Raw genomic sequence first — 15,471 nt, forward strand, 5'->3', positions numbered from 1 at the left:
TCGAAGGCGGCGGGCCAGGGCCGCGCACCCGGTCGCGCCGTCGCAGTTCCAGGCGCGAGCATGAGGAGCACCGTTGAGCAGGTTGCGCTGGCTGACCGCGGGGGAGTCCCACGGCCCCGCACTCGTGGCGACGCTGGAGGGTCTTCCCGCCGGCGTCCCGATCACCACGGAGATGGTGGCGGACGCACTCGCCCGGCGGCGGCTCGGTTATGGCCGCGGTGCGCGGATGAAGTTCGAGAAGGACGAGGTCACCTTCCTCGGCGGGGTGCGCCACGGCCTCACCATGGGCTCCCCGGTCGCCGTGATGGTCGGCAACACCGAGTGGCCCAAGTGGGAGCAGGTCATGGCGGCCGACCCGGTCGACCCCGCCGAGCTGGCCGAGCTGGCCCGCAACGCCCCGCTGACCCGCCCGAGGCCCGGCCACGCCGACCTCGCGGGCATGCAGAAGTACGGCTTCGACGAGGCTCGGCCGATCCTGGAGCGCGCCAGCGCCCGGGAGACGGCGGCCCGCGTCGCACTCGGTGCCGTCGCGCGCTCCTACCTCAAGGAGACCGCGGGCATCGACATCGTCAGCCATGTCGTCGAGCTGGCCGCGGCCAAGGCGCCCTACGGCGTCTACCCGACGCCCGCCGACGTCGAGCGGCTCGATGCCGACCCGGTGCGCTGCATGGACGCAGACGCGAGCAAGGAGATGGTCGCCGAGATCGACCAGGCCCACAAGGACGGCGACACCCTCGGCGGCGTCGTCGAGGTGCTGGCGTACGGTGTGCCCGTCGGCCTCGGCTCGCACGTCCACTGGGACCGCCGGCTCGACGCCCGGCTCGCCGCCGCCCTCATGGGCATCCAGGCCATCAAGGGGGTCGAGGTCGGCGACGGCTTCGACCTGGCCCGGGTCCCCGGCTCCAAGGCGCACGACGAGATCCTGGCCACCGAGGACGGCATCAAGCGCGCCTCCGGCCGCTCCGGCGGAACCGAGGGCGGCCTTACCACCGGCGAGCTGCTGCGGGTCCGTGCCGCGATGAAGCCCATCGCCACCGTGCCGCGCGCACTCGCCACCGTCGACGTCGTCACCGGCGAACCCGCCAAGGCCCACCACCAGCGCTCCGATGTCTGTGCGGTTCCGGCCGCGGGCATCGTCGCCGAGGCGATGGTCGCGCTGGTCCTGGCCGACGCCGTCGCGGAGAAGTTCGGCGGCGACAGCGTCGCCGAGACCCGCCGCAACGTGCAGTCGTACCTCGACCACCTCCGGATCCGATGAGCGGCCCGCTGATCGTCCTCGTCGGCCCGATGGGCGTAGGCAAGTCCACGGTCGGTGAGCTGCTCGCCGACCGGCTCGGCACCGGCTACCGGGACACCGACGCGGACGTCGTGGCCACGGCCGGCAAGCCGATCCCGGAGATCTTCTACGACGAGGGCGAGGAGCACTTCCGCGAGCTGGAGCGGCAGGCGGTGCACACCGCCGTCGCCGAGCACACGGGTGTCCTCTCCCTCGGCGGCGGCGCCGTGCTCGACGACACGACGCGCGCCCTGCTCGCCGGCCGCCCCGTCGTCTATCTCTCGATGGAGGTCGAGGAGGCGGTCAGGCGGGTCGGCCTGAACACCGCCCGCCCGCTCCTCGCGGTCAACCCGCGCCGGCAGTGGCGCGAGCTGATGAACGCCCGCCGGCACCTGTACACCGAGGTGGCCCGGGTGACCGTCGCCACCGACGAGCGCACCCCCGAAGAGGTCGCCCAGGCGGTCCTCGACGCACTGGAACTGCCGGAGAGCGCGGACGACCCCGTCGCCCCCGGCCGGGAGAACACAGCCATGACCGAGCAGGCCCCCACCCGCATCCCGATCGCAGGCAGTGCGGGCACCGACCCGTACGAGGTGCTGGTCGGCCGACAGCTGCTGGGCGAGCTGCCCTCGCTCATCGGCGACCGTGCCAAGCGCGTCGCGGTGCTGCACCCCGAGGCGCTCGCCGAGACCGGTGAGGCGGTCCGCCAGGACCTCGCCGAGCAGGGCTACGAGGCCATCGCGATCCAGCTGCCGAACGCCGAGGAGGCCAAGACCGTCGAGGTCGCGGCGTACTGCTGGAAGGCGCTCGGCCAGACCGGCTTCACCCGTACCGACGTGATCGTCGGCGTCGGCGGCGGAGCCACCACCGACGTGGCCGGATTCGTCGCGGCGAGCTGGCTGCGTGGGGTGCGCTGGATCGCCGTACCGACGACCGTGCTAGGCATGGTCGACGCGGCGGTCGGCGGCAAGACCGGCATCAACACCGCCGAGGGCAAGAACCTCGTCGGCGCCTTCCACCCGCCGGCCGGGGTCCTCTGCGACCTCGCGGCGCTGGACTCGCTGCCCGTCCACGACTACGTCAGCGGCATGGCCGAGGTCATCAAGGCCGGTTTCATCGCCGACCCGGCCATCCTCGACCTCGTCGAGGCGGACCCGGAAGGCGCCCGTACGCCCACCGGACCGCACACCGCCGAGCTGATCGAGCGCGCCATCAGAGTCAAGGCCGAGGTCGTCTCCAGCGACCTGAAGGAGTCGGGACTGCGCGAGATCCTCAACTACGGCCACACCCTGGCCCACGCCATCGAGAAGAACGAGCGCTACAAGTGGCGGCACGGCGCGGCCGTCTCGGTCGGCATGGTGTTCGCCGCCGAGCTGGGCCGGCTGGCCGGACGCCTCGACGACGCCACGGCCGAGCGGCACCGCACCGTCCTGGAGTCCGTCGGGCTGCCGCTCACCTACCGCGGCGACCAGTGGCCCAGGCTGCTGGAGAACATGAAGGTCGACAAGAAGTCCCGCGGCGACCTGCTGCGCTTCATCGTCCTCGACGGCCTCGGCAAGCCCACCGTCCTGGAGGGCCCCGATCCGGCCGTGCTGCTCGCCGCCTACGGGGAGGTGTCGGCGTGACCCGCCGGGTGCTCGTCCTCAACGGGCCGAACCTCGGCCGGCTCGGCTCCCGCGAGCCGGATGTGTACGGTGCCACGTCCTACGCCGGACTCGTCGAGACCTGTCAGGCGCTCGGCAAGGAGCTCGGCTTCGACGTCGACGTCCGCGAGACCAACGACGAGGGCGAACTGATCCGCTGGCTCCACGAGGCGGCGGACGGCTCAATTCCGGTCGTGCTCAACCCAGGCGCCTTCACCCACTACTCGTACGGGATGCGGGACGCGGCGGCCCAGCGCACCGCCCCGCTGATCGAGGTGCACATCTCGAACCCGTACGCACGGGAGGAATTCCGCCACAATTCCGTGGTCGCGCCGGTCGCCACGGGGACCGTGGCCGGATTCGGCATCGGCTCCTACCGTCTCGCGCTGCGCGCCCTCGCGGACGAGCTGACCGACTGACCGACTGACCGACCGGAATTCCCGGCCGGCCGGGCACCGTGGCGCGTCCCCGACCGTTGTCCCAGCGGCGGCCGGGGACGGTACGGTTGCCGTTCCACCAGCGCCAGTTGCCTGTACGAGACGGAGTGGCACCGGATGCAGCACGCAGTGGGGGCCCCGCTGCCGCCGCCCCAAGGCCCCGGAAACGGACCTGTCGGCTGGTCGCACCAGGCCCAGCACCCCGGCCACCCCGGTCCGCCGGGGCCGCCGCCCACCAGCCCCCCCGCGCCCGGCGCCTGGAGGGAGGCGGCCCCGCACCATGCCCCGGGGCCGCCTCCCTCCAGGGAGACCACGGGACACGTCCAGCTGCCGCCCGGCGGCCCCGTCCCGCTGCCCGCACCGCCCGCCGATCCCGGCACCGGCAGCGCGACCCTGGCCGTCCTTCTGATCGGTCCCGCAGGCGCCGGCAAGACCACCGTGGCCAAGCTCTGGGCCAGCCGCCGCCGGGTCCCCACCGCCCATGTCAGCCTCGACGACGTCCGCGAATGGGTCTGCTCCGGTTTCGCCGACCCGCAGTCCGGGTGGAACGACCACTCCGAGGCCCAGTACCGCCTGGCCCGCCGCACCTGTGGCTTCGCGGCGCGCAACTTCCTCGCCAACGGCATCTCCTGCATCCTCGACGATGCCGTCTTCCCCGACCGGCCGGTCGTCGGCCTCGGCGGCTGGAAGCGCCATGTCGGCCCCGGGCTCCTGCCCGTCGTCCTGCTGCCCGGCCTGGAGATCGTGCTGGAGCGCAACGCCGCCCGCAGTGGGAACCGCCGCCTCTCGGACGAGGAGGTCGCCAGGATCCACGGCAGGATGGCCGGCTGGTACGGCTCCGGCCTGCCGATCATCGACAACTCGACGTACGACGTGGAGACCACCGCTCGCGTCCTGGACGACATACTCGCCCGTTCCATAGCCAGCCCTCCGGCCTGGTGAACCACCCGCCGGCGATGCGCCCGGCCCGGTGCCGGGACCGGCGGCCGCCCCCCGGTCGGAGGCGCTGACCGAGCAGGCCCGCGCCACCGCTCGTAGGCTCGTGACATGTCAGAGGTGTACGCCGTCCGCCGCCAGCTGCTCCGCGACCGGTGCGCCGCCGTCGGATCCGCGGCCGCTCTGGTCTCCCGCCCCGCCAACGTCCGCTATCTCGCGGGTGGGGCGCCCCCGGGTGCCGTGCTGTTGCTCGGACCCGGCGGGGACGTCCTGCTCGCCCCCCGTGACCCGAGCGGTGATCCCGCCGACGGCCGCACCGACGAACATCTGCGGCTCTCCCTGCTGCCGGGCCCCGACGGCGATCCGGTGGTCGCGGCCGCCGATCTGGCGGCCTCCTCGGGCGCGGAGTCCCTCGCTGTCGAGGAACACCATCTGACGGTCTCCCGACACCGGGCCATGAGTTCGGTCGCCCCGGGGCTGGGGCTGGCCGATCTCGGTGCCACCGTCGAGCAGCTGCGCGTGGTCAAGGACGAGGAGGAGATCGCCTGTCTGCGGATCGCCGCCGAGATCACCGACCAGGCCCTGGGCGAGCTCCTGGAGTCCATTCTGGTCGGCCGCACCGAACGGCATCTCGCCCTGGAGCTGGAGCGCCGTCTGGTGGACCACGGCGCCGACGGACCCGCCTTCGCCACCTCCGTCGCCACCGGACCGAACTCCGGGCAGGGCCGCCACCGCCCCTCGGACCGCCGGGTCGAGGAAGGAGATTTCCTCTCCGTCTGCCTGGGCGCGAACTACCGCGGCTACCGCTGCGAGATCGGCCGCACGTTCGTCATCGGGACGACGCCCGCCGACTGGCAGATCGACCTCTACGACCTGGTTTTCGCCGCTCAGCGGGCCGGGCGCGAGGCTCTCGTACCGGGCGCCGCCTACCGCGATGTGGACCGTGCGGCTCGGTATCTCCTGGACTCCGCGGGGCACGGCGGGGGGCTGGCACCCTGGACCGGGCACGGGGTGGGGCTCGAAATCGACGAGGACCCGCAGCTGGCACCTGCGGCCATGGGTAAACTGGACGCTTGCGTGCCGGTCACCGTCGAACCGGGGGTCCACCTCCCCGGCCGGGGAGGTGTCCGGATCGATGACACGCTCGTCGTGCGCCCCGAGGCGGACGGCGGACCCGAGCTACTCACCATTACGACCAAGGAGCTGCTCGCGCTCTAGCGCGCATCCTCGGCCGTTCCACCAGCTTCAGTCCAGGAGATTCCGCAACCGTGGCTTCCACGAACGACCTCAAGAACGGCATGGTACTCAAGCTCGACGCAGGCCAGCTCTGGTCCGTCGTCGAGTTCCAGCACGTCAAGCCCGGCAAGGGCCCGGCCTTCGTGCGCACCAAGCTCAAGAACGTGCTCTCCGGCAAGGTCGTCGACAAGACGTTCAACGCCGGCGTCAAGGTCGAGACGGCCACTGTCGACAAGCGCGACATGCAGTTCTCGTACATGGACGGCGACTACTTCGTCTTCATGGACATGGAGACGTACGACCAGCTGCACATCGACCGCAAGGTCGTCGGCAACGCCGCGAACTTCCTGATCGAGGGCTTCGAGGCCACGGTCGCGCAGCACGAGGGCGAGGTGCTCTTCGTGGAGCTGCCGGCCGCCGTCGAGCTGACCGTCAAGCACACCGACCCCGGTGTCCAGGGCGACCGCTCCACCGGTGGCACCAAGCCCGCCACGCTGGAGACCGACTACGAGATCGGCGTCCCGCTCTTCATCACCACGGGTGAGAAGATCAAGGTCGACACCCGCACGGGCGACTACCTCGGCCGGGTGAACAGCTAACCGTGGCTGCCCGGAACAAGGCCCGCAAGCGTGCCTTCCAGATCCTCTTCGAGGCCGACCAGCGCGGCGAGTCCGTGCAGACGGTCCTCGCGGACTGGGTGCGGCACTCGCGGGCCGACAACCGTCAGCCGCCGGTCACCGAGTACACGATGGAGCTCGTCGAGGGGTACGCGCAGTACGCGGACCGGATCGACGACCTCATCGTGACCTACGCGGTGGACTGGGAGATCGACCGCATGCCGGTCGTCGACCGGAACATCCTGCGGCTCGGTGCGTACGAGCTGATCTGGGTGGACGGCACCCCGGACGCGGTGGTGATCGACGAGGCGGTCCAGCTCGCCAAGGAGTTCTCCACCGACGACTCCCCGTCCTTCGTGAACGGGCTGCTGGCCCGCTTCAAGGACCTCAAGCCGAACCTCCGCCGCGAGCAGTAGCCGACGGCGGCGTTCAGCCGACGAAGGGTCCATGGTCTGCGCGGACCGTGGGCCCTTCGGCATGCGGCGGACCGGTACCCACCGCCACCGCGCAGGAACCGGCGCATACGAAAAAGGAACCGCCGCATACGAAAAAGCCGTGCCGGTGCGGTCACCCGAAGGAGTGAACCCGCACCGAACACGGCGGCACGTTTCTTCAGCGGGGCCTCAGCCCTCTTCGTGGGCCACGGCGCGACGCGCGTCGGCGTCCAGCACGCCCCAGCTGATCAGCTGCTCCGTGAGCACCGACGGCGACTGGTCGTAGATCACGGCCAGTGTGCGCAGGTCGTCCTGGCGGATCGAGAGCACCTTGCCGTTGTAGTCACCGCGCTGGCTCTGGATCGTCGCCGCGTAGCGCTGCAGCGGACCGGCCTTCTCCGGCGGGACGTGGGCGAGCCGCTCCAGGTCCAGGACCAGCTTCGGCGGCGGCTCGGCGGCCCCTCCGGGCGTCGTACCGGGCAGGAGCTCCTGCACCGGGACCCCGTAGAAGTCCGCGAGCTCGGCCAGGCGCTGCACGGTCACGGCACGGTCGCCGCGCTCGTACGAACCGACGACAACGGCCTTCCAGCGGCCCTGGGACTTCTCCTCCACGCCATGGAGGGAGAGGCCCTGCTGGGTGCGGATGGCACGGAGTTTGGCCCCGAGCTGTTTTGCGTATTCGCTGGACATAAGGCTCCCCGGACGCTGGGACATTTCGCGGCTCCGCCGCGTTGCTGGTAACTCACTGTGAGGTTACGCAGCGTTACTTGGATGCGTCAAGCCGAATGGTCCGGACCGGCACCTCCCGGGGGTGGATCGGAGGCCGGTGCAAGCCCTGGTAATCTGATTGACGCAATTTCGACGTCCTTTAAGGTCCGTCCCGTGAGGCGGAGAAGGAGGTCCGTTTCTTATGGACGCACAGCATGAAGCCACCGGCAATGCGGCACGCCCCGTGCTGGAGGCTCCCGACATCGCCCGGGTACTGACCCGGATCGCCCACGAGATCGTCGAACGCGCCAAGGGCGCCGACGACGTGGTGCTCCTCGGCATTCCGACGCGAGGCGTCTTTCTCGCCCGCCGGCTCGCCGAAAAACTCGAAGAGATCACCGGCGGGAAGATGCCGGTCGGCTCCCTCGACATCACCATGTACCGCGACGACCTGCGGCTGCGCCCGGCGCGCGCCCTGGCCCGCACCGACATCCCCGGCGAGGGCATCGAGGGCCGCCTGGTCGTCCTGGTCGACGACGTCCTCTTCTCGGGACGCACGATCCGCGCCGCGCTCGACGCCCTGGGCGACATCGGCCGGCCCCGCGCGGTGCAGCTCGCGGTCCTCGTCGACCGCGGGCACCGCGAACTCCCGATCCGTGCCGACTACGTCGGCAAGAACCTCCCCACGTCGCTGCGGGAGACGGTCAAGGTCCAGCTCGCCGAGGAGGACGGCCGGGACGCCGTGCTGCTCGGTGTCGAGCGGACCGCCCCGACGGGCGAGCAGTAGCCCCACCACGCCCGTACGGCCCCACCACGAGTCCGTACGGCCGCTTCCGCACGCCCGCATGCCTGAACCCTCCAGCCCCCGGAGAACACCCAGATGAAGCGCCACCTCATCTCGGCCGCCGATCTCACCCGCGACGACGCCGTCCTGATCCTCGACACCGCCGAGGAGATGGCCAGGGTCGCGGACCGGCCGATCAAGAAGCTCCCGACCCTGCGCGGCCGTACCGTCGTCAACCTCTTCTTCGAGGACTCGACCCGTACCCGCATCTCCTTCGAGGCAGCCGCCAAGCGCCTGTCCGCCGACGTCATCAACTTCTCCGCGAAGGGCTCGTCCGTCTCCAAGGGCGAGTCCCTCAAGGACACCGCGCTGACCCTGGAGGCGATGGGCGCGGACGCCGTCGTCATCCGGCACGGCGCCTCCGGAGCCCCGTACCGCCTCGCCACCTCCGGCTGGATCGACGGCGCCGTCGTCAACGCCGGTGACGGCACTCACGAGCACCCCACCCAGGCCCTGCTGGACGCCTTCACGATGCGCCGCCGCCTGGTCGGCGCCGACAGCGGGCTCGGCCGGGACCTCGAAGGCCGCCGGATCACCATCGTCGGCGACATCCTGCACAGCCGGGTGGCCCGCTCCAACGTCCACCTGCTGAACACGCTCGGCGCCCACGTCACCCTGGTGGCCCCGCCGACCCTCGTTCCGGTCGGTGTCGAGCAGTGGCCCTGCGAGGTCAGCTACGGCCTCGACGAGGTGCTGCCGAAGTCCGACGCGGTGATGATGCTGCGTGTGCAGCGCGAACGGATGAACGCCGCGTACTTCCCGACCGAGCGCGAGTACTCCCGCCGCTACGGCCTGGACGGCGACCGGATGGCGAAGATGCCCGCACACGCCGTCGTCATGCACCCCGGTCCGATGGTGCGTGGCATGGAGATCACCGCCGAGGTCGCCGACTCCGACCGGTGCACGGCCGTCGAGCAGGTCGCCAACGGCGTCTCGATCCGCATGGCCGTCCTGTACCTGCTGCTGGGCGGGTACGAATCCGCCGCCCCCGCCGCCCCGTCCCGTACCGAGGAGAACAAGTAACCATGAGCAAGATCCTTATCCGCGGCGCGAAGATCCTCGGCGGCGAGCCCCAGGACGTCCTCATCGACGGCGAGACCATCGCCGCGGTCCGCACGGGCATCGAGGCCGGTGACGCGAGCGTGGTCGAGGCCGGGGGCCAGATCCTGCTGCCCGGCCTGGTCGACCTCCACACCCACCTGCGCGAGCCCGGCCGCGAGGACTCCGAGACCGTCCTCACCGGTACCAAAGCGGCGGCCGTCGGCGGCTTCACCGCCGTGCACGCCATGGCCAACACCTTCCCGGTCGCCGACACCGCCGGTGTCGTGGAGCAGGTGTGGCGGCTCGGCAAGGAGTCCGGCTACTGCGACGTGCAGCCGATCGGCGCCGTCACGGTCGGCCTGGAGGGCAGGAAGCTCGCCGAGCTCGGCGCCATGCACGATTCGGCCGCCGGAGTGAAGGTCTTCTCCGACGACGGCAAGTGCGTCGATGACGCGGTGATCATGCGCCGCGCGCTGGAGTACGTGAAGGCCTTCGACGGCGTCGTCGCCCAGCACGCCCAGGAGCCCCGCCTCACCGAGGGCGCCCAGATGAACGAGGGCGTCGTCTCCGCCGAACTCGGCCTCGGCGGCTGGCCCGCCGTCGCCGAGGAGTCGATCATCGCCCGCGACGTCCTGCTCGCCGCCCACGTCGGCTCCAGGGTGCACATCTGCCACCTGTCGACCGCAGGTTCCGTCGAGATCGTCCGCTGGGCCAAGTCCAAGGGCTGGAGCGTCACCGCCGAGGTCACCCCGCACCACCTGCTCCTCACCGATGAGCTCGTACGCTCCTACAACCCGGTCTACAAGGTGAACCCGCCGCTGCGCACCGAGGCCGACGTCATGGCCCTGCGCGAGGCGCTCGCCGACGGCACCATCGACTGCGTCGCCACCGACCACGCCCCGCACCCGCACGAGGACAAGGACTGCGAGTGGGCCGCCGCCGCCATGGGCATGGTGGGCCTGGAGACCGCACTGTCCGTGGTCCAGCAGACGATGGTCGACACCGGACTGATCGACTGGGCGGGTGTCGCCGACCGAATGTCGTTCCGTCCGGCCGCCATCGGCCGGCTCGACGGACACGGCCGGCCCGTCGCGGCGGGCGAACCCGCCAACCTCACCCTGGTCGATCCGGCTTACCGTGGTGTCGTGGACCCCGCGGGCTTCGCCTCCCGCAGCCGCAACACTCCGTACGAGGGGCGCGAGCTGCCGGGCCGAGTCACCCACACCTTCCTGCGGGGCCGTGCCACGGTCGTCGACGGGAAGCTCGCGTGACATCACTCACCCCTCTGTACCAACTCGCTGCCGAGCAGAAGTCGGCCGAGGTGACCGACTGGTCCGCCCGGATCAGCTGGGTCGTCGGACTGCTGGTCCTGATCGCCTTCGTCTACTGGCTGATGCGCCAGGGATGGAAGTGGCGGGGCAGCCTCCAGTCCGGCCTGCCGGAGCTCGCCGCCACCCCCGAGGGGTTCGCGGACGGCGAGAAGCTGCTCACGCTGACCGGCCGGTACCACGCCTCGACCACCGCCGGGCAGTGGCTCGACCGCATCGTGGCCCACGGCCTCGGCACCCGCAGCCGCGTCGAGCTGACCCTGACCGAGCAGGGCCTCGACGTCGTACGCCCCGGGGCGGCCGACTTCTTCGTGCCGGCCGCCGCACTGCGCGAGGCCCGGCTCGACAAGGGCATCGCAGGCAAGGTCCTCCCCGAGGGCGGCCTGCTGATCATCACCTGGGCCCACGGCGACAAGCTGATCGACTCCGGCTTCCGCTCCGACCACTCGGCCGAGCACCCGGCCTGGGTCGAGGCCATCGACCAACTCACCAGAACTACGGAAGGCACCGCACGATGACGATCTCCACCCGGGGAGCCGGCAAAGCTCCCGCCGTACTCGTCCTGGAGGACGGCCGCGCCTTCCGCGGCCGCGCCTACGGGGCCGTGGGGGAGACCTTCGGCGAGGCGGTGTTCTCCACCGGCATGACCGGCTACCAGGAGACGCTGACCGACCCCTCGTACCACCGCCAGGTCGTCGTGATGACCGCCCCGCACGTCGGGAACACCGGGGTGAACGACGAGGACCCCGAGTCCGGACGGATCTGGGTCTCCGGCTACGTCGTCCGCGATCCCGCCCGGGTGCCCTCCAACTGGCGCTCACGGCGCTCGCTGGACGAGGAGCTGGAGCGCCAGGGCGTCGTCGGCATCAGCGGCATCGACACCCGTGCGCTCACCCGCCACCTGCGCGAGCGCGGCGCCATGCGCGTCGGCATCTTCTCCGGTGACGCGGTTGCCGACGAGGCCACGCTGCTGGCCCGGGTCCGGCAGGCCCCCGAAATGGTGGGTGCCGACCTCTCCGCCGAGGTCGCCACCAAGGAGACGTACGTCGTCCCCGCGATCGGCACCAAGAAGTTCACCGTCGCCGCGATCGACCTGGGCATCAAGGGCATGACCCCGCACCGGATGGCCGAGCGCGGCATCGAGGTGCACGTGCTGCCCGCCACTGCCACCCTGGAGGAGGTGTACGCGGTCGAGCCCGACGGCGTGTTCTTCTCCAACGGCCCCGGTGACCCGGCCACCGCCGACCACCCGGTCTCCGTCATGCAGGGTGTCCTGGAGCGCAGGACCCCGCTCTTCGGCATCTGCTTCGGCAACCAGATCCTGGGCCGCGCCCTCGGCTTCGGCACCTACAAGCTGAAGTACGGCCACCGCGGCATCAACCAGCCCGTGCAGGACCGCACGACCGGCAAGGTCGAGGTCACCGCGCACAACCACGGCTTCGCCGTCGACGCCCCGCTCGACAAGGTGTCCGAGACGAAGTTCGGCCGCGCCGAGGTCTCCCACGTCTGCCTGAACGACCAGGTCGTCGAGGGGCTCCAGCTCCTCGACCAGCCGGCCTTCAGCGTCCAGTACCACCCCGAAGCAGCCGCGGGCCCGCACGACGCCGCGTACCTCTTCGACCGTTTCGTATCCCTGATGGAGGGCCAGCGTGCCTAAGCGCTCCGATATCCAGTCCGTCCTGGTCATCGGCTCCGGCCCGATCGTCATCGGGCAGGCCGCCGAGTTCGACTACTCCGGAACCCAGGCCTGCCGCGTCCTCAAGGCCGAGGGCCTGCGCGTCATCCTGGTGAACTCCAACCCTGCGACGATCATGACCGACCCGGAGATCGCCGACGCCACATACGTCGAGCCGATCACCCCCGAGTTCGTCGAGAAGATCATCGCCAAGGAGCGCCCCGACGCGCTGCTCCCGACCCTGGGCGGCCAGACCGCGCTCAACACCGCGATCTCCATGCACGAGAACGGTGTCCTGGAGAAGTACGGCGTCGAGCTCATCGGCGCCAACGTCGAGGCCATCAACAAGGGCGAGGACCGCGACCTCTTCAAGGGCGTCGTCGAGGCCGTGAACGCCAAGATCGGCCACGGCGAGTCCGCCCGCTCGGTCATCTGCCACTCCATGGACGACGTCCTCGCAGGCGTCGAGGCGCTCGGCGGCTACCCCGTCGTCGTCCGCCCGTCCTTCACCATGGGCGGCGCCGGCTCCGGCTTCGCGCACGACGAGGACGAGCTGCGCCGCATCGCCGGACAGGGCCTCACGCTCTCGCCGACCACCGAGGTGCTCCTGGAGGAGTCCATCCTCGGCTGGAAGGAGTACGAGCTGGAGCTGATGCGCGACAAGCACGACAACGTCGTGGTTGTCTGTTCCATCGAGAACTTCGACCCGATGGGCGTCCACACCGGCGACTCGATCACCGTCGCCCCGGCGATGACGCTCACCGACCGCGAGTACCAGCGGCTGCGCGACATCGGCATCGCCATCATCCGCGAGGTCGGCGTCGACACCGGCGGCTGCAACATCCAGTTCGCCGTCGACCCGGCCGACGGCCGGATCATCGTGATCGAGATGAACCCGCGCGTCTCCCGCTCCTCGGCGCTCGCCTCGAAGGCCACCGGCTTCCCGATCGCCAAGATCGCCGCCAAGCTGGCCGTCGGCTACACGCTCGACGAGATCCCCAACGACATCACCGAGAAGACCCCGGCCTCCTTCGAGCCGACCCTCGACTACGTCGTCGTCAAGGCCCCCCGGTTCGCCTTCGAGAAGTTCCCCTCCGCCGACTCCACCCTCACCACCACCATGAAGTCGGTGGGCGAGGCCATGGCGATCGGCCGGAACTTCACCGAGGCGCTCCAGAAGGCGCTGCGCTCGCTGGAGAAGAAGGGCTCGCAGTTCGCCTTCACCGGTGAGCCCGGCGACAAGGCCGAGCTGCTGGCCGAGGCGGTCCGCCCGACCGACGGCCGGATCAACACCGTCATGCAGGCGATCCGGGCCGGCGCCACCCAGGAAGAGGTCTTCGATGCCACGAGGATCGACCCCTGGTTCGTCGACCAGCTCTTCCTGATCAAGGAGATCGCCGACGAGCTCGCCGCCGCCGACAAGCTCGGCCCCGAGCTGCTCGCCGAGGCCAAGCGGCACGGCTTCTCCGACGCCCAGATCGCCGACATCCGCAGCCTGCGCGAGGACGTCGTGCGCGAGGTGCGGCACGCGCTGGGCATCCGCCCGGTCTACAAGACGGTCGACACCTGCGCCGCCGAGTTCGCCGCGAAGACGCCGTACTTCTACTCCAGTTACGACGAGGAGAGCGAGGTCGCGTCCCGCACCAAGCCCGCGGTGATCATCCTCGGCTCCGGCCCCAACCGCATCGGCCAGGGCATCGAGTTCGACTACTCCTGCGTCCACGCCTCCTTCGCGCTGAGCGACGCGGGCTACGAGACCGTGATGGTCAACTGCAACCCGGAGACCGTCTCCACCGACTACGACACCTCCGACCGCCTGTACTTCGAGCCGCTGACGCTGGAAGACGTGCTGGAGATCGTGCACGCGGAGACGCTCGCCGGCCCGGTCGCCGGTGTCGTCGTCCAGCTCGGCGGCCAGACCCCGCTGGGCCTGTCGCAGGCGCTCAAGGACAACGGCGTGCCGGTCGTCGGCACCTCCCCGGAGGCCATCCACGCGGCCGAGGACCGCGGCGCCTTCGGCCGCGTCCTCGCCGAGGCCGGGCTCCCGGCCCCGAAGCACGGCACGGCCACCACCTTCGACGAGGCCAAGGGCATCGCCGACGAGATCGGCTACCCCGTCCTCGTACGCCCCAGCTACGTGCTCGGCGGCCGCGGCATGGAGATCGTGTACGACGAGGCGAGGCTCTCCTCGTACATCGCCGAGTCCACCGAGATCAGCCCCACCCGGCCGGTCCTGGTCGACCGCTTCCTCGACGACGCGATCGAGATCGACGTCGACGCGCTCTACGACGGCACCGAGCTCTACCTCGGCGGCGTCATGGAGCACATCGAGGAAGCCGGAATCCACTCCGGCGACTCCGCCTGCGCACTGCCCCCGATCACGCTCGGCGGTCACGACATCAAGCGGCTGCGGGCCTCCACCGAGGGCATCGCCAAGGGCGTCGGCGTACGCGGGCTGATCAACATCCAGTTCGCGCTCTCCGGCGACATCCTCTACGTCCTGGAGGCCAACCCGCGCGCCTCGCGCACGGTGCCCTTCACCTCGAAGGCGACCGCGGTCCCGCTCGCCAAGGCCGCCGCCCGCATCTCGCTGGGTGCGACCATCGCCGAGCTGCGCGCGGAGGGCCTGCTCCCCGCGAACGGTGACGGCGGCACCCTCCCGATGGACGCGCCGATCTCCGTCAAGGAGGCCGTCATGCCGTGGTCGCGCTTCCGCGACATCCACGGCCGCGGCGTCGACACCGTCCTCGGCCCGGAGATGCGCTCCACCGGTGAGGTCATGGGTATCGACTCGGTCTTCGGCACGGCGTACGCCAAGTCGCAGGCCGGCGCCTACGGCCCGCTGCCCACCAAGGGCCGCGCCTTCATCTCGGTCGCCAACCGCGACAAGCGCTCGATGATCTTCCCGGCGCGCGAACTCGTCGCCCACGGCTTCGAGCTGCTCGCCACCTCCGGCACCGCCGAGGTCCTCAAGCGCAACGGCATCAACGCCACGATCGTGCGCAAGCAGTCCGAGGGCGTGGGCCCGCAGGGCGAGAAGACCATCGTCCAGCTGATCCACGACGGCGAGGTCGACCTCATCGTCAACACGCCGTACGGAACGGGCGGCCGCCTCGACGGCTACGAGATCCGTACCGCGGCCGTGGCCCGGTCCGTGCCGTGCCTGACGACGGTCCAGGCGCTCGCCGCCGCCGTCCAGGGCATCGACGCGCTCACCCACGGGGGCGTCGGCGTCAGTTCCCTCCAGGAACACGCGGAACATCTGACCGCGGCCCGCGACTAGCAGACCGGCAGGG

General features: G+C 70.8%; 14 protein-coding genes. 13 read left to right on the top strand and 1 reads right to left on the bottom strand.

Annotation, left to right across the window (positions count from 1 at the left end; translation table 11 throughout):
- Nucleotides 1-73 precede the first annotated feature (73 nt).
- From aroC to nusB, 7 genes are all read left to right on the top strand, one after another.
- Complete coding sequence (gene aroC / locus IE107_RS12155; RefSeq protein ID WP_189543737.1) at nt 74-1,258, top strand: chorismate synthase; 1,185 nt, start codon at nt 74-76, stop codon at nt 1,256-1,258.
- The gene (gene aroB / locus IE107_RS12160; RefSeq protein ID WP_189543738.1) at nt 1,255-2,901 is read left to right on the top strand and encodes a 3-dehydroquinate synthase; all 1,647 of its coding nucleotides are present in this window, start codon (nt 1,255-1,257) and stop codon (nt 2,899-2,901) included. Before aroC ends, aroB begins: the two co-directional genes overlap by 4 nt.
- Nucleotides 2,898-3,338, top strand: a complete 441-nt coding sequence (aroQ, locus tag IE107_RS12165; RefSeq protein ID WP_114243499.1) for a type II 3-dehydroquinate dehydratase — start codon at nt 2,898-2,900, stop codon at nt 3,336-3,338. The genes aroB and aroQ overlap by 4 nt, the downstream gene beginning before the upstream one ends.
- 135 nt (nt 3,339-3,473) lie before the next feature.
- Nucleotides 3,474-4,298 (top strand): Pro-rich N-terminal domain-containing protein, encoded by an 825-nt coding sequence (locus IE107_RS12170; RefSeq protein WP_189543739.1) that lies wholly within the window; start codon nt 3,474-3,476, stop codon nt 4,296-4,298.
- A gap of 105 nt (nt 4,299-4,403) precedes the next feature.
- Nucleotides 4,404-5,510: an aminopeptidase P family protein gene (locus IE107_RS12175; RefSeq protein ID WP_189543740.1), complete on the top strand. Its 1,107-nt coding sequence runs from the start codon at nt 4,404-4,406 to the stop codon at nt 5,508-5,510.
- A gap of 50 nt (nt 5,511-5,560) precedes the next feature.
- Nucleotides 5,561-6,127, top strand: coding sequence for an elongation factor P (efp, locus tag IE107_RS12180; protein ID WP_189543741.1), 567 nt, complete (start codon nt 5,561-5,563; stop codon nt 6,125-6,127).
- A 2-nt stretch (nt 6,128-6,129) separates the two neighbouring features.
- Nucleotides 6,130-6,561, top strand: a complete 432-nt coding sequence (gene nusB, locus IE107_RS12185) for a transcription antitermination factor NusB (RefSeq protein WP_072484538.1) — start codon at nt 6,130-6,132, stop codon at nt 6,559-6,561.
- Between the two features lie 207 nt (nt 6,562-6,768).
- On the opposite strand, the gene bldD is transcribed toward nusB, so the two are convergent.
- Entirely contained in the window at nt 6,769-7,269 is a 501-nt protein-coding gene (gene bldD, locus IE107_RS12190; protein ID WP_014044812.1) for a transcriptional regulator BldD, read from the bottom strand.
- A 220-nt stretch (nt 7,270-7,489) separates the two neighbouring features.
- Between bldD and pyrR the strand changes: the two genes are divergently transcribed.
- From pyrR to carB, 6 genes are all read left to right on the top strand, one after another.
- On the top strand, nt 7,490-8,074 hold the full coding sequence (pyrR, locus tag IE107_RS12195; RefSeq protein WP_072484539.1) for a bifunctional pyr operon transcriptional regulator/uracil phosphoribosyltransferase PyrR: 585 nt from the start codon (nt 7,490-7,492) through the stop codon (nt 8,072-8,074).
- 93 nt (nt 8,075-8,167) lie between these two features.
- Nucleotides 8,168-9,154, top strand: a complete 987-nt coding sequence (locus tag IE107_RS12200) for an aspartate carbamoyltransferase catalytic subunit (RefSeq protein WP_189543742.1) — start codon at nt 8,168-8,170, stop codon at nt 9,152-9,154.
- A 2-nt stretch (nt 9,155-9,156) separates the two neighbouring features.
- Nucleotides 9,157-10,443 (top strand): dihydroorotase, encoded by a 1,287-nt coding sequence (locus tag IE107_RS12205; protein ID WP_189543743.1) that lies wholly within the window; start codon nt 9,157-9,159, stop codon nt 10,441-10,443.
- Nucleotides 10,440-11,018, top strand: coding sequence for a PH-like domain-containing protein (locus tag IE107_RS12210; protein WP_189543744.1), 579 nt, complete (start codon nt 10,440-10,442; stop codon nt 11,016-11,018). The genes IE107_RS12205 and IE107_RS12210 overlap by 4 nt, the downstream gene beginning before the upstream one ends.
- Nucleotides 11,015-12,157, top strand: a complete 1,143-nt coding sequence (gene carA, locus IE107_RS12215; protein ID WP_189543745.1) for a glutamine-hydrolyzing carbamoyl-phosphate synthase small subunit — start codon at nt 11,015-11,017, stop codon at nt 12,155-12,157. The genes IE107_RS12210 and carA overlap by 4 nt, the downstream gene beginning before the upstream one ends.
- Nucleotides 12,150-15,458, top strand: a complete 3,309-nt coding sequence (gene carB / locus IE107_RS12220; protein WP_189543746.1) for a carbamoyl-phosphate synthase large subunit — start codon at nt 12,150-12,152, stop codon at nt 15,456-15,458. The genes carA and carB overlap by 8 nt, the downstream gene beginning before the upstream one ends.
- Nucleotides 15,459-15,471: the final 13 nt, after the last annotated feature.

The organism is Streptomyces gelaticus (genome assembly GCF_014649535.1).
Classification (GTDB): Bacteria; Actinomycetota; Actinomycetes; order Streptomycetales; family Streptomycetaceae; genus Streptomyces; species Streptomyces gelaticus.

What these genes read in the sequence shown, in the direction of transcription:
- carA (WP_189543745.1), top strand. Translation starts at nt 11,015, where the DNA reads ATGACGATCTCCACCCGGGGAGCCGGCAAAGCTCCCGCCGTACTCGTC.
- IE107_RS12200 (WP_189543742.1), top strand. Translation starts at nt 8,168, where the DNA reads ATGAAGCGCCACCTCATCTCGGCCGCCGATCTCACCCGCGACGACGCC.
- IE107_RS12175 (WP_189543740.1), top strand. Translation starts at nt 4,404, where the DNA reads ATGTCAGAGGTGTACGCCGTCCGCCGCCAGCTGCTCCGCGACCGGTGC.
- pyrR (WP_072484539.1), top strand. Translation starts at nt 7,490, where the DNA reads ATGGACGCACAGCATGAAGCCACCGGCAATGCGGCACGCCCCGTGCTG.
- IE107_RS12170 (WP_189543739.1), top strand. Translation starts at nt 3,474, where the DNA reads ATGCAGCACGCAGTGGGGGCCCCGCTGCCGCCGCCCCAAGGCCCCGGA.
- bldD (WP_014044812.1), bottom strand. Translation starts at nt 7,269, where the DNA reads ATGTCCAGCGAATACGCAAAACAGCTCGGGGCCAAACTCCGTGCCATC.
- aroB (WP_189543738.1), top strand. Translation starts at nt 1,255, where the DNA reads ATGAGCGGCCCGCTGATCGTCCTCGTCGGCCCGATGGGCGTAGGCAAG.
- IE107_RS12205 (WP_189543743.1), top strand. Translation starts at nt 9,157, where the DNA reads ATGAGCAAGATCCTTATCCGCGGCGCGAAGATCCTCGGCGGCGAGCCC.